Source organism: Neisseria sp. HMSC15G01, from assembly GCF_001808255.1.
Classification (GTDB): Bacteria; Pseudomonadota; Gammaproteobacteria; order Burkholderiales; family Neisseriaceae; genus Neisseria; species Neisseria subflava_A.
The window spans coordinates 13,492-36,286 of record NZ_KV792657.1; the positions used below are offsets into that span (position 1 = coordinate 13,492).

Genomic DNA, 22,795 nt, shown 5'->3' on the forward strand with positions numbered 1-22,795 from the left:
CCTTATTTCCATGGGCGGTTGTATGCGCCCAAAGTTGTCTGATGACCTTCCGAAACTTTGCTCAAGGCATTGTTCCAGGACGGATTGACTTTGAAATGCGACGGGTCGGCTGCGGCTGCATTCAGTGCTTGGCGGAGGGATTTGGTTACTTGCGCCGTATACATCGGGCTGCGTTGGCGTCCCTCGATTTTGATGGCGGACACACCGATTTTGATGAGTTCGGGCAACATTTCCAAAACATTCAGGCTGGTCGGTTCTTCCAAGGCATAGTAGGTTTCATCATTGACTTCAAAGCGGCCTTTGCACAAGGTTGGATAACCTGCCGGTTCATTGGGTTTGTATTGGTCTATCAATACCTGGTTTAGACGTACGTTCATGCGGTCGGGCAGTTGTTCCCAGCGGACGGATTTTGCCGGAGAGCAGACACCTTGCATATTGGGCGATTCGCCTGTTGCATAGCTCGACAAGATGCAACGGCCTTCCACCATCACACACAAACTGCCGAAACCAAAGACTTCAATTTCCACATCAGTATTGTCAATTACATGTTTGACCTGATCGATGGTCAGCACGCGCGGCAAAACGGCACGACGGATGCCGAACAGCTCTTTCATCATATTGATGGCCTCGTAATTGGTGGCCGAACCTTGTACTGACATATGCAGGCGTAAATTCGGATGTTTGTCTGCCGCATACGCCATGATGGCGGGGTCGGCAACAATAATTGCATCGGCACCCAAATCTGCCGCCGTATCCACAGCAGCGTGCCAACGCTCCACTTGGCCGGCTTGTGCGAATGTATTGATGGCCATCAGTACATTGCGTCCGCGCGCATGGGCGTAAGCTACGCCTTCCCGTGCCGATTTCATATCGAAATTCAATCCCGGAAAGTTTCGTGCATTGGTCGCATCTTTCAAACCCATGTAAACCGTGTCCGCACCATTATCCACAGCGGTTTTCAGTGCAGGCAGGTTGCCGGCTGGGCAGACTAATTCTGGAATTTTCTGCATTTTGTGTTTCTCATCTTAATGATAACATCTATCAGGTTAATCAATATTTTGTAGAATTCCGGATATTTTATGGATTAATGACACAAGATATGCTGATTTAAATCAAATCGAAAAATTTAGGTTGACGTAGGCATATTGTTTACAAAATCTTAACAGACATGGTTTTTTATATATTTCATGTGCTTAAAAATTTTGATGACGGATTTTGTTTCAAAATCAGCTTATGTTTTTAACTATCGCATTTATTAATTTTTACAATAGCAACAATAGAAAAATGAAAAAAGGCCGTCTGAAAATCTGGTTTCAGACGGCCTTTTATTTTAAAGAGATATATTTAAGAGGAACCCAAACGTTTATCGGGGCGGGTAAACACAAAAATAAACAGCGAGGTTAACGCGCCCAAAGTATCGGCAAGCATGTCTTTTTGCGCATCCCAAATATCGCCTTGAGAACCCAAGAATTCCAATCCGGCCTCTCCGCCGTCGATGACGGCATATTGCCATTCGATGATTTCATAGGCTGCAGCAACGCTCATAATGAAGAATAGGGAGAAAAATAAGGCCAACAGCAGGTTGCACAGCTTGCGGCGCAGCAGCCATTCGGCCATCGGGTAGGCGTAGAAGCCGATGATGTAATGGGCAATACGGTCGTAATGATTGCGGTTTTCGCCCAAAATCGGTTCGACAAAGCGGTTGATGGATTCAAATGGCACATCGGCAAAAGTATAGTATGCGCCGATGGAATGCATAATCAGCCAGAAGCTCATGAATAAGTAGGCCAAGTTGCTGAAGCGGAAAATGCGGTAGGTGGCAACCAGAAGGAAGAATACGGATGCTACGGGGATAATTTCGGCGTACCAGACTGCGCGGTCATGAGGATTAATGCCTGACCAAACAATAAGGGCGAAGATAATTGCAGCAAGAAAAATGGGAAAGATTGGAGAGGGTTTATTCATGTTGTGTGTATGTAATAACAATGGTTACGTATTGTATAACGAATTGGTAGAACTGGAAGTTTCGATCATTAAAGGCCGTCTGAAAACAGCTTTCAGACGGCCTGAAGTTTAGCCGTTCCAGAAATAACGGGTGATGTGGAAAAACACGGGTGCGGCAAAACAAATCGAATCCACGCGGTCAAGCATACCGCCGTGGCCGCGTATCATATTGCCCCAGTCTTTGACACCGTAATCGCGTTTGATGGCAGACATAACCAGACCGCCAAAGAAACCCATCAGGCAGACGATAAAGCCGATAACGGCCGCTTGGCCGTGGGAGAACGGCGTAATCGGCGCCATTAGCGCGGCAATGGCTGTGGCCGACAAAATACCGCCGACAGTGCCGGAAATGGTTTTTGACGGCGAAAGCGAAGGCATGATTTTTGCACCGCCAATCAGTTTGCCCCAAACGTATTGCAACACATCCGATACTTGCACCACGCCAATCAGGAAGATCAGCAACAGGATATTGTTGCCGTTATCGAAGCCGTCCAAGTCCAGAAACATCAGCGCCGGAACATGAGACAGACAGAAGATGCAAATCATCGCCATCCATTGCGTTTTGGCGGCGCGTTCCAAAAAGTGCGCGGTTTGGCCGCTGAGGCTGGCAATAATCGGCAGTATCAAAAAGCCGTAAACCGGAATAAAAATGCTGAACATGCCGTACCAGCCGTCATAGACGAAATAGTATTGCACCGGCAGAAGCAGGTAAAAGCAGACTACCATGCTGTAATAGTCGCTGCGGCGGCGATAGACGAGGGTCATAAATTCGCGCAGTGCGGCAAATGAAATCAGGAAAAACAGTACAACCGTCCCGATTTTGCCGAACCAAAACGCCCCCAGCAACACCAGCGTCATCAGCCACCATGCGTAAATACGGGCGTTGAGGTTGGCGATGGTGGCATTATCTGCGCCGTTTTTACGCTTGAACCATTGTCCGATGATGCTGGCAAAACACAATACGGCAAATACGCCGACAAAAATATAGCTGGCTTGCGGAGTCAGATGAGCTGCGGCTTGTTCGACGATGATTTGTTGGGAAGTCGTAGAAAGGCTCATGCTTGTCCTCCTTTGTTTTGCTGAACTTCAGGTTCATTTTGGCGAAGCTCGCCGCGGTCATTTTCAGACGGCCTGAGTGCCAACAGCGCTTCACGGCTGCGTGTCAAAAAACTGTCTTTGTCTTCGTTTTCCTGCAAAGTAAGCGGCTGTCCGATATGGACTTCACACAAAAGCGGGATAGGCAGGATTTTGCCTTTGGGCAGTACGCGGCTGATGTTATCTATCCAAATCGGCACAAATTCGGTATTAGGTTTGCTTTTCGCCAGATGATAAATGCCGGACTTGAACGGCAGCAGGATAGTGTTATCGTCAGTATTACGCGTGCCTTCAGGGAAAATAATCAAGGAATCGCCTGCGTTCAGCGCGTCTTTCATCTGTTCGGTAATTGCTTGCGGATTATCGCTATGACGCGGAATCAGCAAGGCATTGAAAACATTTTGAATGATGAAGCGTTTGAGTTTGCTCGTCAGCCAGTAATCCGAACCGGCGACAGGGCGCGTGGACAAGCGCCAGCGGCGGGGCAGGGAAATCCACACCAATACAAAATCACCATGGCTGCCGTGATTGGCGTAATAGACTTTTTGGTGCTGATTGAATGTCAGCTCGCGCGGGCTTTTAGGGCGTACGCCCGTAAGAAAAGAGACCGACAGACACAAGGCTTGGTCGGTCAGCCAGGCAAGTTGTTTTTTGAGGAAGTTTTTCATTGTTTCTGCCTTTTGAAATGAGATACCGCTAAGGATTTGGTTTGGGTAAATCAGCAAAAATAATCAAATGTTTTGGATAAGCAAAATTAAAAATTGTACGGCGGTCAGGTATAAGCTTTTGCGCCATAAGGAAAGTGCGCCGTTTATCCGTTGGGGCAAAGTACGGCTGCCTGAAATTTGACGCAAACCGTTTTGCTGTAAGGCGTGGTCGAAGTCTTCAGGAGAGTAACAGTTGTCGGCAAAGTCTTCGAACACGCGGCGGTCGAAGTGAATGCGGATATGGCAGTACAACAAAACCGCTGCCAAGAAAAGTTGCACCGCAAACCATACGCCGCCATATTTTGCCGACAAGGCGAGCAGCAAGGCGTTACAGGCGGCAACATAATGTGCGGTAGAGAGCAGGTGGGCAGTAATACGGCTATCGGTTGCGTTGTCCATCATTATCCTTGTTTTAAACGGTTTGCTGCAGCTTCGACTGCTTGGGCGGCGGTCGGTGATAATACCATTTGCGGCCGAGCCTGTTTGAGTTCGGCCTTCGCTTGCGCCAAGTTTTTGCAGCCACCATAGACCAGCAGCCACGTCAGCACCACTGCGGCACTTCTTCCATAACCCAAAGCGCAACATACCAGCGCTTTGCCGTGTTTTTGGCGTAAGGTTTCCAATATCAAGGCCGTCTGAACCAAATCATTTTCAGACGGCGTTACCATATCTAGTAAAGGCAGGGCGCGATATTCTCCCTGATAGCTACAGCAGGGATATTCGGCGCATACATCCAATACGGCAGGCAGATGGTTTGAAATACCCAAAACGCTCCCAATCCATACATCATGGCGGACTTGTGCCATTTTCGCCTTACCGCGTAACCAATACGCCATGTTGAGCCGTACGCCCACCAGATAAGGCAACAGCAAAACCGTCGCTGCCGCCGATAATTTACCGTTAGCCTGTTTTTGGAATATGTTTGCATTTCCAGTCAAATAGGCAAAGGCCACCATCAGCAAAGACACGCTCATCCATATCAACCACAGCCACGCGCCACCCAGCAGCGCAGGCAACGCCGTCAAACACGCGCCAAGTAAATACAGCAGCACAATATTTCTTGAGTGTACATCACTCGAGCTAAGTTTTAACGGCGAAGTCATCTGATGTGGGAAAGCCCACAACACCAGCCAGCCGAGCAATGCTCCGGTCGGCACGTCAATAAAATGATGTTGATAAGTCGTCAGTACCGACAAGGCAATTAGGCTTTGCCATAAGAAAAGCGGCAGGCGGATTTGGGGAAAGCGTGTCCAATAAAATGCACCCACGATAATTGCCAACGCAATATGCAAAGATGGCGCTTGGTTGTATGGCAAATCAAATGCAGCCAATGAATCAAACAGCCAGCCTGACAGCCCATCGGCAGGCGGTTTAGGCCACCCGAAACGCAGCGGAAACAGCACAAAGCAAGCAGTCGCAATCAGTTGGGCGGCTACGAGGTGCGCTACATATCGGTTTTGTTCATGTGTATCACGGCAAAGAAAAAATGCCGCAGCATACATCAGGTTCAGCGACCAATAAGGCACAATCGTCCATGCCCAAAACGGAATATTGCTCTCCCATGCAAAAGCGATTTCAGGCACATAGTCCAGCGATGCCGCATAATGATTGGATAGGCCGTAGCTGGTGTAGAACAGGATACCGACTGAAATCAGCTTGAGTAGGGAGGTTTTGAGGGTAGGTTTCATGGATAGGTACATGGTTTAAATAAGGCCGTCTGAAAGTTAAAAAATTGTTCAGACGGCCTTTATTTTTATTTCTTCACTGCCAAGCTCACGGTGAAAATACCGTCTTCGTCTATCCATTGATGGATTTTTTCAAAACCGGCTTTTTCAACCAACTGATCCATTTCCTGCTGACTGCGGCGGCGCATTACCCAGTTTGGGCTGCCTGCTTTGTGGCTGGTCAGAGCACGGGCAATCATTTCCAGTTGCGGATGCCACGGCTGGTCGGTGTAAATCAGGTAGCCGCCGGTTTCGATGGCTTCTCCGAAGCCGTAGAGCGAGTTCAAAATCAAATCATTGTCGGCAAACAATTCATGTAGGCCGGAGACGATGCCCAGCGTTGGACGAGGCTGTAAATCGTGATAATTGGCGCGGTCGTAGGCATTGACTTCATTGAAGGTTACCGTGTTTTGCAAGCCGCGCTCGGCAATCAGTTTGCGTCCGGCTTCGACATTAATCGGGCTGTAATCGCGCAAGCGTACGGAATCAGGCAATGTGTCGGCAGTCAGGGCATCCAATACATAGCGGCCATGACCGGACGCGATATCCAAAACGTGTACAGGTTTGCCTGCTTCACGCAATTTAGCTGAGGCCGTCTGAATGGCTTTGCCGATATTGACTTTGCGTTGGCGGATACCGCGCCAGCCGATGGCGTTGAGATAGTACTTGTCCACCCATACACCGAAAGCGTTGCTGCCTTGCGGTTGATTGCGGTAGACGTAATCCAGTGTGCTGCCCGAATCAAAACCTGTTTCTTGACCGATTCTCAAACCTTCACTCCAGCGCGAACCCAGTTTGAGCGAGGCGCGATATGTCGCCCAAAATGCGCCACGAGGCGAACAAACAGGCAAAGGCGTAGCCAGTTCGTCGGCTTCACGACGGCTGTCTCCAAATAAGTGCGATTGAGTCAGATCGACTTGTTGCAAAGGCTGATTGAAACGCTCGCGGATAAAACGGCGCATTTCAACAAAAGCGATTTCACGGTTTTGCTCACCTAAAGTATCGTGGTAGAAACCGGGCAGGATATGGCGCTCTTTAATATGGCTGCCCAAACGGTTGTAGAAATCGTGTTGCGGTTTGTGATGAACAACCCAGTCGCTGCCTGAAATCAACAGTTGTACAGGCGTAGTAATCGCTTGTGCATCGGCAACGACGCGTTCGGCCGCTTCATATAAACCCAGCAGGATGCGCACAGAAATAGCGCGGGCAATAAGCGGATCATTGTCGTAGCTTTTTTGACGTTCGACATTGTGGGTCAGATAGTGGGCTTTGACGTAGCTGTTGACAAAGAAATTGCCACGCCATTTTTGCTTAATTTTCAAACCGGTACGGGCAAACGGAACATAGAGTTTGACTTTGAACGCAGGCGAAGCCAATACGGCGCAACGGATTTTCGGCGCGTAATCGTGCAACCAAGTAGAAACCAATACCGCACCGACACTTTGCGCAATCACGCAGATGTTTTCAGGTTTGATACCGTATTCGCTTTGAATGTGTCGGATAAAATCATCTACGTCTGAAACCGAAGTGCCAATACTCGGACTATCGCCGCGTTCACCGGGGCTGTAACCATGACCACGCGCGTCCCAAGCGAAATAGGCAAAATCATCAAAACCCAACTCGTCCGCCACAAACATCATCCGGCCGGAGTGCTCATGTCCGCGATGGAACAACACAATGGCTTTGTCGGAAGAACCATCGGCAGCAGGGCGATAGCGGTAGAAAAGCGAAGTACCGTCTTGGGTAGAAAAGTATTTTTGCTGTTCGGACATGAGAAACTCCTAATAGTCATGTTTTTAAACAGTATCATGGCATATCAAATAAAAGCAATGACTATCCGATAGACGGACAAATGCAATGATGGAGAGAAATGGTAAAAGATGATTCCAAATTTTACTTAAAACCGATGACAGTGATTGTTAAAAGGTTAGATAGAGGGTGTTTGGATAACCTTACAAATTACTACCGACATATCATCATAAACTCGTTTTTTCGCAATTAATTTACGAAATACAGTCAGATGGGACTTATCGTTATCATATTGTTGCCAAATTTTTTCTCTTATTTCTTTTGAAAGGGCATCACTTAGGCCGTCTGAACAGTTTTCAGACGGCCTTTACTACGTTTAACCAAGCACTAATTAACTGCTAATTTTGTCATGTTTTAATACATCCATCGAAACCCGAATACACATTCTAAAAGGAAATCAAACATGAAAAAATTCTTATTGACCGCCATCGTTGCTTTGTCTGCTGCTACTGCCGGTGCCAGCGATTACATCGAACACAAAATCTACAGCGACAAAAACTTCGAGCAAAACCGTGCTAAAGCCGTAAGAATGTTGGAACAACGCGGCTATCAAGTTCACGATGTTGATGCCGATAGCCGTCGAGGTCAGCCTGTGTTGGAGGTTGAGGCTTTTAAAAATGGCCGTGAGTACGACATTGTTTTGTCGTATCCTGATTTGCAAATTATCAAAGAGCGCATCGATTATTAATATTTTGATATAAAGTGGATTGTCGCAGGGCTTTTGGTCCTGCGACAGTTTGCTATTTGGGAATTTAAAGAATGTAAACAGCATGTAAATTACCTAAAACAAATGAACTAAATATGTTTTTTATTTTCCATGTAGTTCAAAGTGTTTGATGTCGGGAGTCATGATATGAGTTTGAATGATTGGAAGGAAGATGGTCAGCCGAAGCAGATGGGCGACCAAGAAAAACCTTTAAACGACGGCACATCTGCAGAATCCCAACAGGATGTTGATTTGTGGGATCACAAGCAAAACGGCGTTGTTGAAAACGAAGTTGAGGTTGTGGCTGAAGCGGTAGAAATTCAGGAAGTGGTTGAACATCCTGAGATGCCGTCTGAAAAAAACGAGAAGAAGGCCAAACGTAAAAAAGACAAGGCGAAAAAGAAAAAAAATAAAGCCGAGGATTTGAATGCGTCTGATCTGTTGGGTACGAATAAGGGCGTGGAAACCATGTTCCGCAACGCCGTACGCTCAGAGATGGAATTGTTGGCGCTGGCGGCAACCAAAGCGAATATTATGATTTCGCTGAATGGTTTTATTGTTTCTGCGCTGATGATTTCGGGCGCGTTTATTTTTTCATCATCGCCCGAATTTTTGATTCCGGCCAGTACGTTTATGATTACTGCCGCGGCGTCTATCGTGTTTGCATTGCTTTCTGCTTCTCCTGAACGTATCGGCAAAATGCAGGCGGCGCGTACATGGTTTAAGGATTTTGTCCGCGGCCGTTCTAAGCTGAGGGATTTGAAAACCCGCCTCAGCAGTACCGAAACGCGCTTTTTTGGCGGCAGCCAACCCAATATTTTGATTTATGAAGACCGTGTGAAGCTGCAAAAAGATCAATATTGGGAAATGATGCAGGAAATTATGGGCGACCGTAAACAAGTCTATCAAAAGATGAGCGACCATCTTTACTGGCTCGGTTTGTTGGCGGATAAACAGTTTAAATACATTAACTTATCTTATGCAGTATTCCGCTGGGGTTTGCTGGCTTCGTTGGCGGCATTTATCGGTGTGAAAACACTGCCGTCATTGCTGATGCCTCCGGCCAACAACGCGGCAGAGCTGCGTTCGCTGGGTATCAATATGTTTAACGGCGTATTTGAACCTTCTGCCGTACAACAGCTTCCGGACGGCAAGTTGCTGATCGCGGAAGACGAACCAAACCATGCGTTCAGTATCATCAGCATTGATAAAACCGGCAGGTTTGTGGAAGACGAGGCATTGGATACACGCGTGATTACCGGTTTCAAACGCCGTCTCAGCGACTTGGAAGCTTTAGCGCGTGACGATGAAGGCTTTATCTACGCTATGACTTCACACTCGCGCACCCGTAAAGGCAACCGCTCGCCTGACCGCGAACACCTGATGCGCTTTAAAATCCAAGACGGCAATGTGTTGGGGCTGACCAGCTACGACAATCTGACGCAGGTTTTGGAAACCGATCACAAACTGCATGATTTAATTCGCGAGCGAACCAAGGCAGAAGTGTCTTTTGAAGAAATCAATATTGAGGGCATGGCGTTTGATCCGGTGAAAAAACGTCTCGTTTTGGGATTCCGTGATCCTGAGTTCAACAACATGGCGTTGGTCGCGTTTATTAGCAATCCGAAAGATGTATTTGAGCGCAATGCCAAACCTGAGTTTGATGAAGTGGCCGTGATTGATATTGATGGCGGCGGTATCCGTTCCCTCAACTATGATCCTGTGTTGAAAACCTACGTGATTGCCAATGAAGTGAAGGATGAGAATGGACAGAAATTCTCACAACTGTGGACTTGGAGCGGTAATCCGACTGATGAACCGCAAAAAATCTCTCTGCCTAATCTGCAACACATCACCAACGTTGAAGCCGTCGATTCGATTACCGTTAACGGCAAGCCTCAAATGATTCTGATGGGTGACGAAGGTAATGCTTCGCAGAAAATTACTGCCAAGTATATGTTGGTAGATTACAGTCAACTGGGTAAACAGTAAGTTATCTTGGCTACTGAATAAAAGGCCGTCTGAAACCGATAGTTTATGGTTTCAGACGGCCTTTTTGTTTTCAGTAAAACAGGTTGATGGGTTTAAATACTCTAATTAATAATGATTAACCCAAGAACGTGGACAAGTTTCAGACGGCCTTCAAGCCATTGATGACACGTTTGTAGCAGGTATAAACCAATGCCGCACAGGCCAGCCACATAAGGATATAGAAAGTCGAATGGAAGCTACCGTCGATTGCATACCATACGGCCAATGCGCCGATAAAGAATGCGCGGTCGCTTTTGCCGAATGGCCCGTCATAACGACGTCCGTTGCCATGAACTTGTCCCAAAACGCCGCAAAACTCGGTCATTGCCGCCAGCCAAATAAACAGGGCAATTTGCACGCCGCCGAAGGGTGCGATAAAGGCAAAAGGCAGGTACAAAGCAGCATCGGCGGCAATATCGGTGATTTCATTCAAATAACCACCTAATGCCGATTGCTGGCCGAACTCCCGTGCCAGCATACCGTCCATCGCATTCAGTGCCATACGGACGAACAACCAAATCGGCAAAAGCCAGAATAATGTGGATACACTAGCAAACAATGCTAAAAGCAAACCGATCAAAATGGAAACGGCGCAGGCAAACAGAGTGACCTGATTGGCAGTAATGCCTTTTTGATACAGTCGCTTAACAATGGGGCGCAACAGGTTTTGAAATTTTGGTTTCAGGGCGTAGATGCTCATAATTATGCTATATAAAAGAAAATGAAGTGCCGTGATTATAGACGAAATCCGTTATAATCCGTCAATCTTCGAATCACGCGGTTCGCAAACCTCCCGCGTTAACAAAACTAGGAATTTACTATGGAAAAACAGCAGGCACTCGTTATTTTTTCGGGTGGGCAGGATTCAACAACCTGCCTGATTCAGGCAATTCAAACATATGGCCGTGAGAATGTGCAGGCCATCACTTTTCAGTATGGGCAACGCCACGCCATCGAATTGGAGCGCGCGCGTTGGATTGTCCAAGATTTGGGCGTGAAGCAGACAGTACTCGATTTGAGCCTGATGCAACAGATTACGCATAACGCCTTGATGGATGATAAGGCATCCATTGAAACAGCTTCAGACGGCCTGCCTAATACATTTGTAGATGGACGCAATGCTTTGTTTTTGCTTTATGCCGCTATTTACGCCAAAGGTCAGGGGATACGCCATATCATTGCCGGCGTGTGCGAAACCGACTTTTCCGGTTATCCCGACTGCCGCGATGTGTTCGTCAAGTCGATGAATGTCACGCTGAATCTGGCCATGGATTACGCTTTTCAAATCCACACGCCCTTGATGTATTTAACCAAAGCGCAAACATGGGCGCTGGCAGATGAAATGGGTGCATTGGATTATATTTGCGAGCACACGCATACCTGTTATAACGGCGTGGTTGGTGGTTGTCATGAATGCCCAAGCTGTATTTTGCGCGAGTGCGGTTTGTCGGAATATTTGGAAAGTAAAAAGGCCGTCTGAATTAAGAGGGGCATATATTTCCAATATCCAGTTGTACGAAAAGGCCGTCTGAAAAATTCATTTCAGACGGCCTTTGGCTATGTATTTTGTTCTGCTTAGAACAACAAATCTGCAGGTTCGCTGCTTGTCGGAGCATCTTTCGCAGGGGAAGAGGCAGGGGTAGTAGCCGGTTCGGAAGCGGCTTTAGGCACAGAAGCAGGAGTATCGGCCGGAGTGGTTGCCGGTTTGGCAGCAGGTTTTGCCGGTTTCACCGGAGTCGGACGAACGCTTTGTTTCGGTTCGGATGCTGCCTTGTTTGTATCGTCGGTAGCATCGACTTCGATTTCAGTTCCTTGAGGCAATACCACATCTTTAGCAGGAGCCGGTTTCGGCATGACTTTAGGTTTGCTGTAAGCATCCGTGCCGCTGGTCCATGCCAAAGACTTCAAAGGCGATTTGAGTTTCACACCTTTGGCGCAGGTCAGACAGTTTGCTGCGCCGGTGCGTCCTTTCAGGATTGCATCCACACGTGCGGCAGGAATGGTTTTGCCGTGCGCTTTTGCCCAGGCGGCAATGCTTTTTTTCAGGGCAGCCGTATCAAGGTTTTTCTTGTCGTATGGGTCACGATAGGCAGCCAGCCACAAGTTTTGGTTGGCATCTTCGTTCAGGCTCGCCATTTGGTAGATAACGGAGGCAGGAGAACCTGTTGCGATGGTTTTGGCGAATTCCAATGCGTCAGGCGATTTCATGCGCACGCAACCATGGCTACGGACGCCGGGTACGCTGGCAGGGGCATTGGTGCCGTGGATACCAAGGCTCAATTTAGGGTCACCAAGACGGACAAATACCGGGCCCAGCGGATTATTTGGGCCGGCAGGTACGCTTTTTACGCCGTCATTGCGTTCTTTTTGGATGGATTTAGGGATGTGCCAAACCGGGTTGTAGGCTTTTGCGCCGATTTTATGTTCGCCTAGATTGGTTTGGGTCATGGCTTTGCCGACGGCAACAGGATAAATTTTGCTCAGTTTGCCGTTGTCGTAGAGGAACAAACGCTGTTGCGTAATATTGATAACGACGTGTTGTCCGGAAGAGGCGGGGGAGACGTCTGGAATAAGTGTGTTTGCAGTAGTGGCCGAGGTCAGAAGGGCAGCTGTCAGGCCAAGGAATAATTTTTTCATGTCGTCTTTTTTTGTAGGGATTGAAATGAAAGTTTTTGGCGCATGATACCTGAAACTCTGTGTTTTTGTGAGAAAATATGCGCTTTCGGTATTGGAAGACAGTCAGACGGCCGGTAAGCGGCTGTCTGACGGAAACGGTATGAGTGTGAAAGAACGGTATCAAGAGGCGGAAGTTTTTTCTTTGGATTATGAGGGCAGGGGTGTTGCCAGAGTCGATGGGAAGACTGTATTCATCGGCGGTGCGCTGCCCGGAGAGCGTGTAACGTTTGCCATTCATAAAGAAAAAAAGCAGTTTGCAGAAGCTCAGGTCGAAACGGTTTTAAAACCTTCTTCCGAACGCATTGAGCCAGCTTGTTGCTATTTTGATACATGTGGCGGTTGTTCGCTTCAACATGTTTCCTTTGGCGCGCAAGTTGCATTAAAGCAACGGATTTTGGAAGAGCAGTTGGAACGGATAGGTAAGGTCAAGCCTGAGATAATTTTGCCCCCTTTATATGGTTACTCCTGGTATTATCGCGATAGAGCACGTTTAAGTGTTTCGATGGATAAGCAAGGCCGTCTGAAACTCGGTTTTCAGGCCAAAAAAAGCCATGATGTCGTCAATATCCGCCATTGCCATATTTTGCCTAAGCATGTGTCCGATAGGTTGCCTGATGTCCGCAATTTGCTGCAAAAGCTGCATGATGACGGTGTGAAAGTGAAATTTGTTGAGTTTTATTGCGGAAAAAATGTGACCGTATTCAACATTCGTTTCGTAAATCAACCGTTTGGACAAATATTAAGCGAATTGCGTAATTGGTTTGATAAGATATTGTCGGGTGCTGAAAAGGCATGGCAAATATGGCTGCAGGATCATGCCGAGTCTTTGCCGTTTTACCCTGAGAACGCGCCTGCCCTGAACTATACTTTTGCTCAATTTGATGTGGAAATGCCTTACAAGCCGGGTGATTTTACGCAGATTAATGCGCAATTGAACGAAGTGATGGTGGCAAGGGCGGTCAGGCTTTTAAACCCTCAAAAAGGGGAGAGGATTGCCGATTTGTTTTGCGGTTTGGGCAATTTTAGTTTGCCGCTGGCAAAAAGTGGTGCATCGGTTGTCGGTATTGAAGGTGCCGATTATTTGGTCGATAGGGCAAGGGAAAATGCACGCCTGAATCGTTGTGCCGAGAATATGACGTTTTCTGTTGCAGACTTGTTCGATACCGATGAAAAAACTGTTGAGTCGTGGGGGCAATTTGACAAGATGTTGCTGGATCCTCCGAGAAATGGGGCTTATGCTGTTGTCAAATCGCTACACAAGCCGTTTTTGCCTCAGAAGATAGTGTATGTTTCGTGCAATCCATCAACATTTGCACGAGATGCCGGTGTCTTGGTTGATAAGGGCTATAAGTTTAAGGCGGTAGGAATCATGAATATGTTTGCACAAACCTCGCATGTTGAATCCATTGGTGTGTTTGAGTTGTAAATTGGTATCAAGTCCTTTATGGGGGTAGGGTTTCTAATGTGAAAATGGGTGCGTTCATGTTATCATCATTCGTTTGGGGAATTAATAGCGTTGAAGTTGCGTGTAAAGCAACAGATGTTAATAAATGCAGTTTGCAGCACAAGACCGGGAGGTGTTCTTGAACTATCAACTTTTAACTATTCTTTTGCTGGTGCTTTTTTTGCTGGTGTTGTTTTTTGTTCGTCATAAACAAAGTAACAATTCAGACAAACAAAGCGCACATGCATCAAAAAGCAGCCGTACATCTGCTGCTCATACAGCCTCCTATGAGGACGGAAACGACTGGATTGAGAAAGTGAACCAGACAGTTTCCAATGCGGATAATCAAGACTGGGAATGGGGCGGAAGCGGCTCAAACGATGCAACAGCTTCTGTTTCCGCACAAGAAGTCGATCCGTTGACCGAATATCAGGTTTATAAACAGTTCGGCTATGAGAGTAAGGCTGCAGAGTCTTTGGCCGGTTATCTCAATACTTTGGAAGACGGCGCTCCGGAAAAGCTGGTTCATGAATTAATCGGTTTGAATCTGCGGGTCGGTAATATCGACATGCTGGCGGATACACTTGAGCGTCATAGTGCCTCACTTTCAGAAGATAGTGTAGCCGAATACCTGAAAGCCGGTCTGGCTTTGGATTCTACTAACCTGCGCCTGCGTGTTTTTGCCGAGCATCATCTTGGTTGGAATATGCAGGAAGTCGATCGTCAAATTGGCGAACAAAGCGGTTTCGAAGTTGCTTCCGACGGACATATTGCCTTTGAGAACGATTCGGTTGAACGTATTGTCGTTCCTGGTATGGGCAAACATGCGCCTATCGTATTAGGTAAGAAAGATTTTGGCGAAATCAGCCCTGAAGAGATGGGTGCGGTTATTGGTTTTGCCAAACCGGAACGCAGTGCAAAAATCCTGAAAGACAAGATTAGCTACGAGACTGCTTTGCATCAATACAACAAAGCAATCCAAACTTCTGCGAAGCCTGCTGGTCTCATTATCGATGCCTTGCGTCTGGATTATCAGAATGAAGAAGTAGGGCAGTTTGCCAAGCATCTGTGGAAGCTTTACCACTCTTTGGGTCAATATGGCCGTCAAGTAAAAGAACGTATGCTTGGTTGGGGTTATAGCCTTGGTTATCACGAAATTTTTGATGATTTGGAAAAAGGGCCGTCTGAACAGCAAATTAAAGAGATTGGCTTGAAACGCGGTTATATCCAGCCAAGTTCTTTGCAGATGAAAGCCAAATATCGTGAGTTGGTTCAAAAAGACTCTTCAGTCATCAGCGCGAGCTCTTCACCTGCAGATGAAGCTGTGAAAGAAGTCGAATCTTTGTTGGCCTATGGTCAGTTGGATTTGGCCATCGGTACTTTGGAACAGGCTGTTTTGCAGTATCCTCAAGAATCGCAGTTGTACATTATCTTGTTTGATTTGTACGAACGCGTTGAAGATTGGGGACGTTTGGAACAATTTCTGCGCTTGTTGCGTGAACGTGTTGTCAGCCTGCCTGAAGAGGTTGTCTTGGCAATGAGTCGTCTCTTGCAACGAATGAACCAATATTCAAAAAAATAAGATAATCGTAGAAAGTACGAGTGATGAATAATCATTTACCAAAAATTAAAACCATACGGGTTATGTTACAGGAGATGGGTGAGCAACAGCAGGCGGTATTCCGTATGGCATTTAAAATGCACAATACGACGAATTACGTCATCGTTTCCCCTGATTCTGATGAAAAACCGGATTTGGTATTGGTTGATACCGATACTCCGGCAGGTGTAGAAGCTTGGAAAGAGTCGAAGAAAACTTATCCGGAAGTACCTGTGGCTATGTTTTCTTCCGAGTTGCCGACAGTAACGACTCCTTATTTGGCTAAGCCGGTCAAATTTGATACCTTGTTTCCTGTTTTGCGCAGCCTGGCTCAAGGCGGTAATGTTTTTGAGCCGTCTGAGCAACAAGCGGCTGAAGAGAATAAAAGACAATCAAATTCCGATGGCACTAGAAAAGCAACCATTCGCCGATTTAATCCAAATAAAGGCTTGTTGGGTGCGCTGAAATTTGCCAGTCAAGGACACCAAGATATTGCCGTCTTGCATGAAGGCAAGCCGATATTAATCGTGTTTCCTAGTATTCAGCGTGTACTGTTGACAGTCACTGCCAATGAGTTGGAGAAATTGTGTAAGAACGATAACTTGGCTGTCGTGTGTAAGGCTGTTCCTGATAATCCTCAATGGAAAGAAAAAGCCAAAGTCACCATTATGTCATGCTTGTGGCAAATGGCTATTTGGACTGCATCAGGCCGTCTGATTTATCCGATGACGCCGCAAACTGTTTTTACACTCAAGCGGTGGCCAAACTTAACCCGTTTGGCACATGTTCCGGAATCTATGCGTCTGTCGGCATTTCTGACAAAAACGTCTGTTAATCTGAACATCCTCTATAAAGTTATGCCTTTAGAAATGCCTGATATTTTAAATTATTTATCGGCAACATATATGACAGGCTTTTTGGCAACAGATACAGAGTTTGCAACTGATGCGAACAATACGCCTTCGTTGAATGAACAGATTGATGTGAATAGCAAAGACGTACCTGAAACAGCAATGAGCAAAGAGGCTCAAAAAATTGCCGGTCCGTCGAAAGAACAACCTCGCGGCCTGTTGCAACGCCTGATGCGTAAGTTGCTGGGTAAATCGTAAAGGACACGTCATGAAAGAAAATAAAATTATCTTTACCGGTCCTGTTGGCGTAGGTAAAACCACTGCAATTTCAGCTTTATCTGATGAACCACCAGTTCAAACCGATGCATCCGCATCCGATATGACACTTGTCCGCAAGGGGTACACGACTGTGGCGATGGACTACGGTGTCATTCATTTGGATGAGGAAACCAAGGTTCATCTGTATGGTACGCCTGGTCAGGAGCGTTTTAATTTCATGTGGGAAATTCTGAGCCAAGGCAGTATGGGCTTGGTGCTTCTTTTGGATAATACAAGAAGCAATCCATTGAAAGACCTGCAATTCTTCTTGGATGCATTCCGGGAGTTGCTGAAAAAAGCGCCTCTGGTTGTAGGGGTAACAAAGATGGATATCCGATCCTTACCAAGCGTGGATGTTTATCAAAAATATTTAGCACAGAATAATTTTAATGTCCCGGTTTTTGAGATTGATGCGCGTCGAGAAGACGATGTAAAACAATTGGTTACTGCCATGTTGTTCTCAATTGACCCCGGATTAGAGGTATAAGATGGAAGCGACACTTTCTTTACAAGCAAATTTATATCCTAAGATTACACCGGCGGGTGCGTATTATGCTGTTTCAAATGATACGCCCAGTGCCAGCAGAACTTTATTGTATGGCCTGTTGCGTGCAGAGCCGTCTGAAACCATCAGCAGCGAAAAAATCTTGGCATGGGCGGATACCAGCGACATCAATACTGCTTTGAACCTGCTGTATCGGCTCCAACGCTTGGAATTTTTGTATGGTGATGAAGAAATCAGTACAGACGATATCCATTTGACTGACGAGCAATTGCCTACATTGTTGGGACAGTTGTCTAATTCTGGCAAGGCTTTATTGGCTGATGAAAACGGTTTGTATTTTGCCAATGCCAATTTCCATCACGAGGCTGCGGAAGAGTTGGGCCTTTTGGCGAGTGAAGTAGCCAAAATGGAAGACAAACACCGTCTTTTGATTCGCAATAACCTACATATCAATAATAGCGCATGGGGTATTTGTGATCCTTCAGGCCAAAGTGAATTGACCTTTTTCCCCCTGTATATTGGCATGACCAAGCTGATTTTGGTAATTGGTGGAATGCCTGACTTAAATAAAGAGGCTTTTGTTACTTTGGTTAAAGTGCTGTATCACCGATACGGCAGCCGTTGATTTTTGCCTGACCGATATTTATTTTAGAATGGAGCGACTATGCAACAACTATTAATCTCTGTATTAAGCGATTTGAACAATACTTCTGCGGATATCACTGCCTCTGCAGTTATTTCTACAGACGGCCTGCCGATCGCAACCATGCTGCCTTCCCACTTGAATGCAGACCGTGTAGGTGCGATGTCGGCAACGCTTTTGGCATTGGGCAATCGTTCCGTACATGAGTTGGCTTGCGGTGAGTTGGATCAGGTAATGGTTAAAGGTAAAAATGGCTATATTCTGTTGAGTCAAGCAGGTGAAAATGCAGTGTTGGTATTGATGGCAAAAGAAAGCGGTAAATTGGGCTTGATTTTGTTGGATGCGAAACGTGCAGCCAAACAAATTGCTGAAATCTTATAAAATTTTTATAAATTAAAAAGATATAAAAATATTTTTGTTTTTATATAGATTGTTGCTTGACAGGTTTCTGATATTTTCTATATAATTCCATCTTTAATTCCCCGATAGCTCAGTCGGTAGAGCGACGGACTGTTAATCCGCAGGTCCCTGGTTCGAGCCCAGGTCGGGGAGCCAAATTTTAAAACCACCATGTTACATGGTGGTTTTTATTTTATCTATTTATTAGTATTTTTAATATATTGATAATGCGTGGTGAGATGATTGCAGTTAATGCTTCAATTTTCAGACGGCCTACCAGCATATTTAAATATCTCATTTATTTTTTTAGCTATACATAATATTTATAGAAGAAATAATATCTTATTGTTATCTATGGAAAACGCACATACATTACATTCTTCACCACGCTTTCGGTTCGCATTAAAAAATGCGGCATGGCATTTGTTGATTAGTCTGATTTTGGCAGGATTGGCCGCTTTGTTAGTATTTGGAGTTTGGTATCCTTATCCGTATGCCGAGCTGACAGGCGGATTGGCTTTATATAAACTGGTCATTTCAGTAGATATTGTTTGCGGCCCGTTGCTGACTTTGATTCTTGCCAGTCCGAGCAAAAAACTTAAAGAGAGGATTGTTGATTTTTCCTTAATCGGCATGATTCAGCTGGCTGCTTTAATTTATGGTTTGTGCAACGTATCTTTGGCGCGTCCAGTGGTTTCCGCATTCGAAACCGATAGGATAAATGTGGTAACTGCTGCAGAAATTGATGTAAATGATTTGAGCCATGCTCCGAAGGATTTGCAGGATTTATCTTGGTTTGGCGTACGCCGTGTTGGGTTGCGTGAAGCGATGAGCCCGGACGAAGCTAACCAAGGTCTTGATTTGTCTTTGAAAGGTGTTGAACCGAGTATGAGGCCTTCTTGGTGGTTGCCAGATTCGCAGCAGGAACGTGAGAAAATTCGTAAAGCAATGAAACCGTTGTCTGTCTTGGCAAAAGCCCGTGGCATGAATGAGGAGTCAATTTTGGAACAGGCTTCGCTGAGAAATGATGGGAAAGAGTTGTATTTCTTGCCGTTTACCAGTGCGCGAAGTAAAGAATGGGTTGTGATATTGAATGAACAGGCAGATTTCTTGGGTTATGCGCCGATTGATGGTTTTATCAAGTAAGAAAAGGCCGTCTGAAAGCTGGTAAGTGCTGGTATAGGCTGTTTTTAAAAGAAAATATGCTGTCAGATTTTGCCTTTCTTTCGTCAAACTGATAAACTGATTGCCATTATTGTTGATCGAGGTATAAATTTTTCATGAAAGACGCAGAGCAGAGTAGTTGTTATACCGCTTCTTTCCCTTTATTTATGTCCGAACTTTGGCAGTCTGTCCGTTTTAAGCGGAGCGGCTGCCTTTTTGTATTTTAAAGGAACACAATCATTATGGATTTCAGTTGGTTGGCAGAGCCGCATACTTGGATAGGCTTTGCCACGCTTCTGGTTTTGGAAGTTGTTTTAGGTATTGATAACCTTGTTTTCGTAGCGATTTTGGCAAACAAGGTTAAGCCGTCGCAACGTGATAAGGCGCGGATAACGGGCTTGGGCTTGGCCGTTGTTATTCGGATTTTCATGCTGGGCTTTATGGCGCACATCATGACGCTGACGCGTCCTTTGTTTGAGTTGGGCGGCCTGGAGATTTCCGGTAAAGACATGATTATGTTTGCCGGCGGTATTTTCCTGCTTTATAAAGCGACTACCGAGCTGCACGAACGACTTGAAGGCCACAATCAATTTGCTGTTGCTGAAGGGCAGAAGAAGCATTCTGCTTTTTGGGGCGTTGTGGCGCAAATCTTGATTTTGGATGCAGTTTTCTCTATCGATTCTGTTATTACGGCAGTGGCGATGGTGGATCATATTGTGGTGGCAATGGGTGCGGTTGTTGTGGCGATGACGGTGATGATTTCTGCCAGCAAACCGTTGACTGCCTTTGTGGACAAGCATCCAACCGTTGTGATGTTGTGTTTGGGTTTCTTGTTGATGATTGGTTTCAGCCTGATTGCAGAAGCCTTCCATTTCCATATTCCGAAAGGCTATTTGTATGCGGCGATTGGCTTCTCGATTTTGATCGAACTGTTTAATCAGGTTTCGCAAAAGAATGCCCGTAAAAATGACTATATCAGCACTTCTTGGCGTAAGCGTACCGCTGAAAATGTGTTGGGCATGATGGGTATCCGCGAAAGCATTTTGGCAAAAGCAGGCGACAACGGCGGCGATGACGAGCATTTTGAAGAAAACGAAAAATCCATGATTCGCAGCGTGCTGACTTTGGCGGAACGCCCGATTATGGGCGTGATGATTCCGCGTCGGGAAATCGAGAAATTGGATATTTCCCAAAGTCGGGAAGAACAAAATGCGCAGTTGAAAAATACGCCGTATAGCCGTTTGTTGGTTGTCGGTAAGGCAGGTGTAGATGAGCCTTTGGGCTATATCAGTAAAAAAGATTTGCTGAACCAGCTGCTTGAATCGGGAGAAATCAATATTCAGACGGCCTTGCGCCAGCCATTGATTTTGCCGGACAGTACGACGGCGTTAAATGCGATTGAATTGTTCCGTCAAAGCAGCGCGGATTATGCGTTGGTGGTGGATGAATTTGGCGCGGTGTTGGGTATGGTGACCATGAAAGATTTGTTGGAAACCATTGCCGGTGAGTTCCCAGAGGAATTCGAGCGTGAGGAAGAAGAAGCTGCTCCAGCCAGCCAGGATGAAACGCTGTCTGTGGATGGTGCATTGGAGTATGTGGAATTGGCTTCCCAGTTAAATCTGCCTGCTCAAGAAGAAGATGCGGACTTCCATACTGTTGCCGGCTTGATTATGGAAGAATTGCAAAGTATTCCTGATGTGGGCGACTTCATCGATTATCATGGCTGGCGTTTTGAAGTGGTTGAGAAGGACGGACAACGGATTGCCCGTGTGAAAATCAATCGTTTGCCGGAAGAAGAATAAGGAAAGGCTAATATAGTAAAGGCCGTCTGAAAATGTTCAGACGGCCTTTTTATTGATTTAACTTTAGTTGCCGTAATGTCCTGAGCCTAAAATTCGGTGTGAATGTGCGCCGGTTGCATGGTGGGGATTGCTCGGGACTTGATTGCACCAACAGGCTGCAAGCCAGGCAAAAGCGGCGGCTTCCACCCATTGCGGGTCAAGATGGAGCTTGGCTGTACTGTGCAATTTGGTGTCGGGAGAAAACAGGGTTTCCAAGTCTTGCATCAAAACAGGATTGCGGATGCCGCCGCCGCAGATATAAAGATGATGAATCACCGGAGCAGCTTGTTTGGCCGCGTCAAAAATGGTTTGTGCGGTATAAAAGACCAATGTACGTATCACATCTTCCGGCTTTTCATTACCTTTCAGATGGCCTTGAAGCCAGCTTAGGGAAAACAACTCTCGGCCTGTACTTTTGGGATAAGGGCGGCTGAAATAAGGATGGTCGAGCAGGGAAGCGAGCAGATCAGGGAGGATTTTGCCTTGTGCAGCTTTTTCCCCGTTTTTGTCGTAAGGCTGCTGCCAAATATGTTGCATCCATGCATCCATCAGCATATTGCCGGGGCCGGTATCGAAGCCGAAAGAAGGGCTGTCGTGTGGGAGGATACTGATATTGGAAATACCGCCAATGTTGAGTACGGCGCGGGTTTCATTCGCATCTTGAAACAGCGCTTCGTGAAAGGCTGGAACGAGGGGTGCACCTTGGCCGTTGCAGGCAAGGTCGCGGCTGCGAAAGTCGCCGACAGTGAAAATGCCGGTCAGTTCAGCTAACAGGGAGAGGTTGACCAGTTGAATGCTGTAACCGTGTTCAGGCGCATGGCGGATGGTTTGTCCGTGGCAGCCGATCGCGGCAATGTCTTTGGCCGACAGGTTTTGTTCTGCCAATAGTTGTTGGACGGTTTGGGCGTATAGGCGGCTGAGTGTTTGCGCCAGGATATTGCTTCTGTGCAATTCATTTTCGCCTATGTCTTGCAGTGCCAACAATTCTTGGCGCAGGCCGTCTGAATAGGGTAGAAAGCTGTGGGCAACGGCTCGTTGCCATTGCTTGCCCTGCATTTGAATCAGTACGGCATCGGCACCGTCCATGCTGGTTCCTGACATGATGCCGATATAGTATTGGGGTTGCATTTCGGTTACAGAAAGAGAAGGTAAAACGACATTTTAACGCCTTTTGACGTTTTTACGGGAATTTCGGCATTTAATGTAAATAGTTGGTGCAAGAAAGATTACAAAAAGGTTAAAATAACGCGACTCAACATGTTTTCCAAAAGGAAACTT

Annotated in this window: 21 protein-coding genes, 1 tRNA gene and 1 riboswitch; of the genes, 12 read left to right on the plus strand and 10 right to left on the minus strand. The window is 46.3% G+C overall.

Annotated elements, in window-relative coordinates:
• Positions 1-2: 2 nt before the first annotated feature.
• The 7 genes from HMPREF3139_RS01975 to HMPREF3139_RS02005 all read right to left on the minus strand — a co-directional run bounded on the left by HMPREF3139_RS01975 (position 3) and on the right by HMPREF3139_RS02005 (position 7,302).
• Positions 3-1,010, minus strand: a complete 1,008-nt coding sequence (locus HMPREF3139_RS01975) for a ubiquinone anaerobic biosynthesis protein UbiU (protein WP_070460072.1) — start codon at positions 1,008-1,010, stop codon at positions 3-5.
• 334 nt (positions 1,011-1,344) lie between these two features.
• On the minus strand, positions 1,345-1,965 hold the full coding sequence (locus tag HMPREF3139_RS01980) for a DUF2238 domain-containing protein (protein WP_070460075.1): 621 nt from the start codon (positions 1,963-1,965) through the stop codon (positions 1,345-1,347).
• A gap of 108 nt (positions 1,966-2,073) precedes the next feature.
• Positions 2,074-3,063, minus strand: coding sequence for a phosphatidate cytidylyltransferase (locus HMPREF3139_RS01985; protein ID WP_070460078.1), 990 nt, complete (start codon positions 3,061-3,063; stop codon positions 2,074-2,076).
• Positions 3,060-3,767, minus strand: a complete 708-nt coding sequence (locus HMPREF3139_RS01990; protein ID WP_070460081.1) for a lysophospholipid acyltransferase family protein — start codon at positions 3,765-3,767, stop codon at positions 3,060-3,062. Before HMPREF3139_RS01990 ends, HMPREF3139_RS01985 begins: the two co-directional genes overlap by 4 nt.
• Positions 3,768-3,830: 63 nt before the next feature.
• Positions 3,831-4,205, minus strand: a complete 375-nt coding sequence (locus HMPREF3139_RS01995) for a hypothetical protein (RefSeq protein ID WP_070460084.1) — start codon at positions 4,203-4,205, stop codon at positions 3,831-3,833.
• 2 nt (positions 4,206-4,207) lie between these two features.
• On the minus strand, positions 4,208-5,494 hold the full coding sequence (locus tag HMPREF3139_RS02000) for a phosphatase PAP2/dual specificity phosphatase family protein (protein ID WP_234395985.1): 1,287 nt from the start codon (positions 5,492-5,494) through the stop codon (positions 4,208-4,210).
• 65 nt (positions 5,495-5,559) lie between these two features.
• The gene (locus tag HMPREF3139_RS02005; protein WP_070460090.1) at positions 5,560-7,302 is read right to left on the minus strand and encodes a bifunctional alpha/beta hydrolase/class I SAM-dependent methyltransferase; all 1,743 of its coding nucleotides are present in this window, start codon (positions 7,300-7,302) and stop codon (positions 5,560-5,562) included.
• A 440-nt stretch (positions 7,303-7,742) separates the two neighbouring features.
• On the opposite strand from HMPREF3139_RS02005, the gene HMPREF3139_RS02010 reads away from it, so the two are divergent.
• Both HMPREF3139_RS02010 and HMPREF3139_RS02015 read left to right on the plus strand, forming a co-directional pair.
• Positions 7,743-8,027 carry a PepSY domain-containing protein gene (locus HMPREF3139_RS02010; protein ID WP_070460093.1) on the plus strand — a complete coding sequence of 95 codons (285 nt, stop codon included), beginning with the start codon at positions 7,743-7,745 and terminating at the stop codon, positions 8,025-8,027.
• Between the two features lie 165 nt (positions 8,028-8,192).
• A complete protein-coding gene (locus HMPREF3139_RS02015; protein WP_070460096.1) occupies positions 8,193-10,037 on the plus strand; it encodes a Pycsar system effector family protein in 1,845 nt (614 codons plus the stop codon).
• Between the two features lie 139 nt (positions 10,038-10,176).
• Here HMPREF3139_RS02015 and HMPREF3139_RS02020 read toward each other — a convergent pair whose 3' ends face one another.
• A complete protein-coding gene (locus tag HMPREF3139_RS02020) occupies positions 10,177-10,776 on the minus strand; it encodes a CDP-alcohol phosphatidyltransferase family protein (protein ID WP_070460099.1) in 600 nt (199 codons plus the stop codon).
• A 71-nt stretch (positions 10,777-10,847) separates the two neighbouring features.
• A riboswitch (PreQ1 riboswitch) is annotated at positions 10,848-10,893 on the plus strand.
• Between the two features lie 3 nt (positions 10,894-10,896).
• On the opposite strand from HMPREF3139_RS02020, the gene queC reads away from it, so the two are divergent.
• Positions 10,897-11,556 carry a 7-cyano-7-deazaguanine synthase QueC gene (gene queC, locus HMPREF3139_RS02025; protein WP_070460101.1) on the plus strand — a complete coding sequence of 220 codons (660 nt, stop codon included), beginning with the start codon at positions 10,897-10,899 and terminating at the stop codon, positions 11,554-11,556.
• A gap of 95 nt (positions 11,557-11,651) precedes the next feature.
• On the opposite strand, the gene HMPREF3139_RS02030 is transcribed toward queC, so the two are convergent.
• A complete protein-coding gene (locus HMPREF3139_RS02030; protein ID WP_070460104.1) occupies positions 11,652-12,713 on the minus strand; it encodes a L,D-transpeptidase in 1,062 nt (353 codons plus the stop codon).
• Positions 12,714-12,852: 139 nt separating this feature from the next.
• On the opposite strand from HMPREF3139_RS02030, the gene rlmD reads away from it, so the two are divergent.
• From rlmD to HMPREF3139_RS02075, 9 genes are all read left to right on the plus strand, one after another.
• Positions 12,853-14,178 (plus strand): 23S rRNA (uracil(1939)-C(5))-methyltransferase RlmD, encoded by a 1,326-nt coding sequence (rlmD, locus tag HMPREF3139_RS02035; RefSeq protein WP_070460107.1) that lies wholly within the window; start codon positions 12,853-12,855, stop codon positions 14,176-14,178.
• A 124-nt stretch (positions 14,179-14,302) separates the two neighbouring features.
• Positions 14,303-15,778, plus strand: coding sequence for a 23S rRNA methyltransferase (locus tag HMPREF3139_RS02040; RefSeq protein WP_070460110.1), 1,476 nt, complete (start codon positions 14,303-14,305; stop codon positions 15,776-15,778).
• A gap of 23 nt (positions 15,779-15,801) precedes the next feature.
• A complete protein-coding gene (locus HMPREF3139_RS02045; RefSeq protein ID WP_070460113.1) occupies positions 15,802-16,905 on the plus strand; it encodes a response regulator in 1,104 nt (367 codons plus the stop codon).
• Between the two features lie 10 nt (positions 16,906-16,915).
• On the plus strand, positions 16,916-17,452 hold the full coding sequence (locus HMPREF3139_RS02050) for a GTP-binding protein (protein WP_003748733.1): 537 nt from the start codon (positions 16,916-16,918) through the stop codon (positions 17,450-17,452).
• Between the two features lies 1 nt (position 17,453).
• Positions 17,454-18,095 (plus strand): peptidase M23, encoded by a 642-nt coding sequence (locus HMPREF3139_RS02055; RefSeq protein WP_070460116.1) that lies wholly within the window; start codon positions 17,454-17,456, stop codon positions 18,093-18,095.
• Between the two features lie 39 nt (positions 18,096-18,134).
• On the plus strand, positions 18,135-18,494 hold the full coding sequence (locus HMPREF3139_RS02060; protein ID WP_070460119.1) for a roadblock/LC7 domain-containing protein: 360 nt from the start codon (positions 18,135-18,137) through the stop codon (positions 18,492-18,494).
• Between the two features lie 98 nt (positions 18,495-18,592).
• Positions 18,593-18,668, plus strand: a tRNA-Asn gene (locus HMPREF3139_RS02065).
• 198 nt (positions 18,669-18,866) lie between these two features.
• Positions 18,867-19,658 carry a fimb protein gene (locus tag HMPREF3139_RS02070; RefSeq protein ID WP_070460121.1) on the plus strand — a complete coding sequence of 264 codons (792 nt, stop codon included), beginning with the start codon at positions 18,867-18,869 and terminating at the stop codon, positions 19,656-19,658.
• 260 nt (positions 19,659-19,918) lie between these two features.
• Complete coding sequence (locus HMPREF3139_RS02075; RefSeq protein ID WP_003684289.1) at positions 19,919-21,478, plus strand: TerC family protein; 1,560 nt, start codon at positions 19,919-19,921, stop codon at positions 21,476-21,478.
• A gap of 63 nt (positions 21,479-21,541) precedes the next feature.
• Here the strand turns inward: HMPREF3139_RS02075 and HMPREF3139_RS02080 are convergent, their stop codons facing one another.
• Complete coding sequence (locus HMPREF3139_RS02080) at positions 21,542-22,645, minus strand: anhydro-N-acetylmuramic acid kinase (protein ID WP_070460125.1); 1,104 nt, start codon at positions 22,643-22,645, stop codon at positions 21,542-21,544.
• Between the last annotated feature and the right edge of the window lie 150 nt (positions 22,646-22,795).

Bases quoted from the DNA above. Each gene is read 5' to 3' on its own strand.
- HMPREF3139_RS01975 (WP_070460072.1), bottom strand. From the start codon at position 1,010: ATGCAGAAAATTCCAGAATTAGTCTGCCCAGCCGGCAACCTGCCTGCA.
- HMPREF3139_RS01980 (WP_070460075.1), bottom strand. From the start codon at position 1,965: ATGAATAAACCCTCTCCAATCTTTCCCATTTTTCTTGCTGCAATTATC.
- HMPREF3139_RS01985 (WP_070460078.1), bottom strand. From the start codon at position 3,063: ATGAGCCTTTCTACGACTTCCCAACAAATCATCGTCGAACAAGCCGCA.
- HMPREF3139_RS01990 (WP_070460081.1), bottom strand. From the start codon at position 3,767: ATGAAAAACTTCCTCAAAAAACAACTTGCCTGGCTGACCGACCAAGCC.
- HMPREF3139_RS01995 (WP_070460084.1), bottom strand. From the start codon at position 4,205: ATGGACAACGCAACCGATAGCCGTATTACTGCCCACCTGCTCTCTACC.
- HMPREF3139_RS02000 (WP_234395985.1), bottom strand. From the start codon at position 5,494: ATGAAACCTACCCTCAAAACCTCCCTACTCAAGCTGATTTCAGTCGGT.
- HMPREF3139_RS02005 (WP_070460090.1), bottom strand. From the start codon at position 7,302: ATGTCCGAACAGCAAAAATACTTTTCTACCCAAGACGGTACTTCGCTT.
- HMPREF3139_RS02010 (WP_070460093.1), top strand. From the start codon at position 7,743: ATGAAAAAATTCTTATTGACCGCCATCGTTGCTTTGTCTGCTGCTACT.
- HMPREF3139_RS02015 (WP_070460096.1), top strand. From the start codon at position 8,193: ATGAGTTTGAATGATTGGAAGGAAGATGGTCAGCCGAAGCAGATGGGC.
- HMPREF3139_RS02020 (WP_070460099.1), bottom strand. From the start codon at position 10,776: ATGAGCATCTACGCCCTGAAACCAAAATTTCAAAACCTGTTGCGCCCC.
- queC (WP_070460101.1), top strand. From the start codon at position 10,897: ATGGAAAAACAGCAGGCACTCGTTATTTTTTCGGGTGGGCAGGATTCA.
- HMPREF3139_RS02030 (WP_070460104.1), bottom strand. From the start codon at position 12,713: ATGAAAAAATTATTCCTTGGCCTGACAGCTGCCCTTCTGACCTCGGCC.
- rlmD (WP_070460107.1), top strand. From the start codon at position 12,853: ATGAGTGTGAAAGAACGGTATCAAGAGGCGGAAGTTTTTTCTTTGGAT.
- HMPREF3139_RS02040 (WP_070460110.1), top strand. From the start codon at position 14,303: ATGCAGTTTGCAGCACAAGACCGGGAGGTGTTCTTGAACTATCAACTT.
- HMPREF3139_RS02045 (WP_070460113.1), top strand. From the start codon at position 15,802: ATGAATAATCATTTACCAAAAATTAAAACCATACGGGTTATGTTACAG.
- HMPREF3139_RS02050 (WP_003748733.1), top strand. From the start codon at position 16,916: ATGAAAGAAAATAAAATTATCTTTACCGGTCCTGTTGGCGTAGGTAAA.
- HMPREF3139_RS02055 (WP_070460116.1), top strand. From the start codon at position 17,454: ATGGAAGCGACACTTTCTTTACAAGCAAATTTATATCCTAAGATTACA.
- HMPREF3139_RS02060 (WP_070460119.1), top strand. From the start codon at position 18,135: ATGCAACAACTATTAATCTCTGTATTAAGCGATTTGAACAATACTTCT.
- HMPREF3139_RS02070 (WP_070460121.1), top strand. From the start codon at position 18,867: ATGGAAAACGCACATACATTACATTCTTCACCACGCTTTCGGTTCGCA.
- HMPREF3139_RS02075 (WP_003684289.1), top strand. From the start codon at position 19,919: ATGGATTTCAGTTGGTTGGCAGAGCCGCATACTTGGATAGGCTTTGCC.
- HMPREF3139_RS02080 (WP_070460125.1), bottom strand. From the start codon at position 22,645: ATGCAACCCCAATACTATATCGGCATCATGTCAGGAACCAGCATGGAC.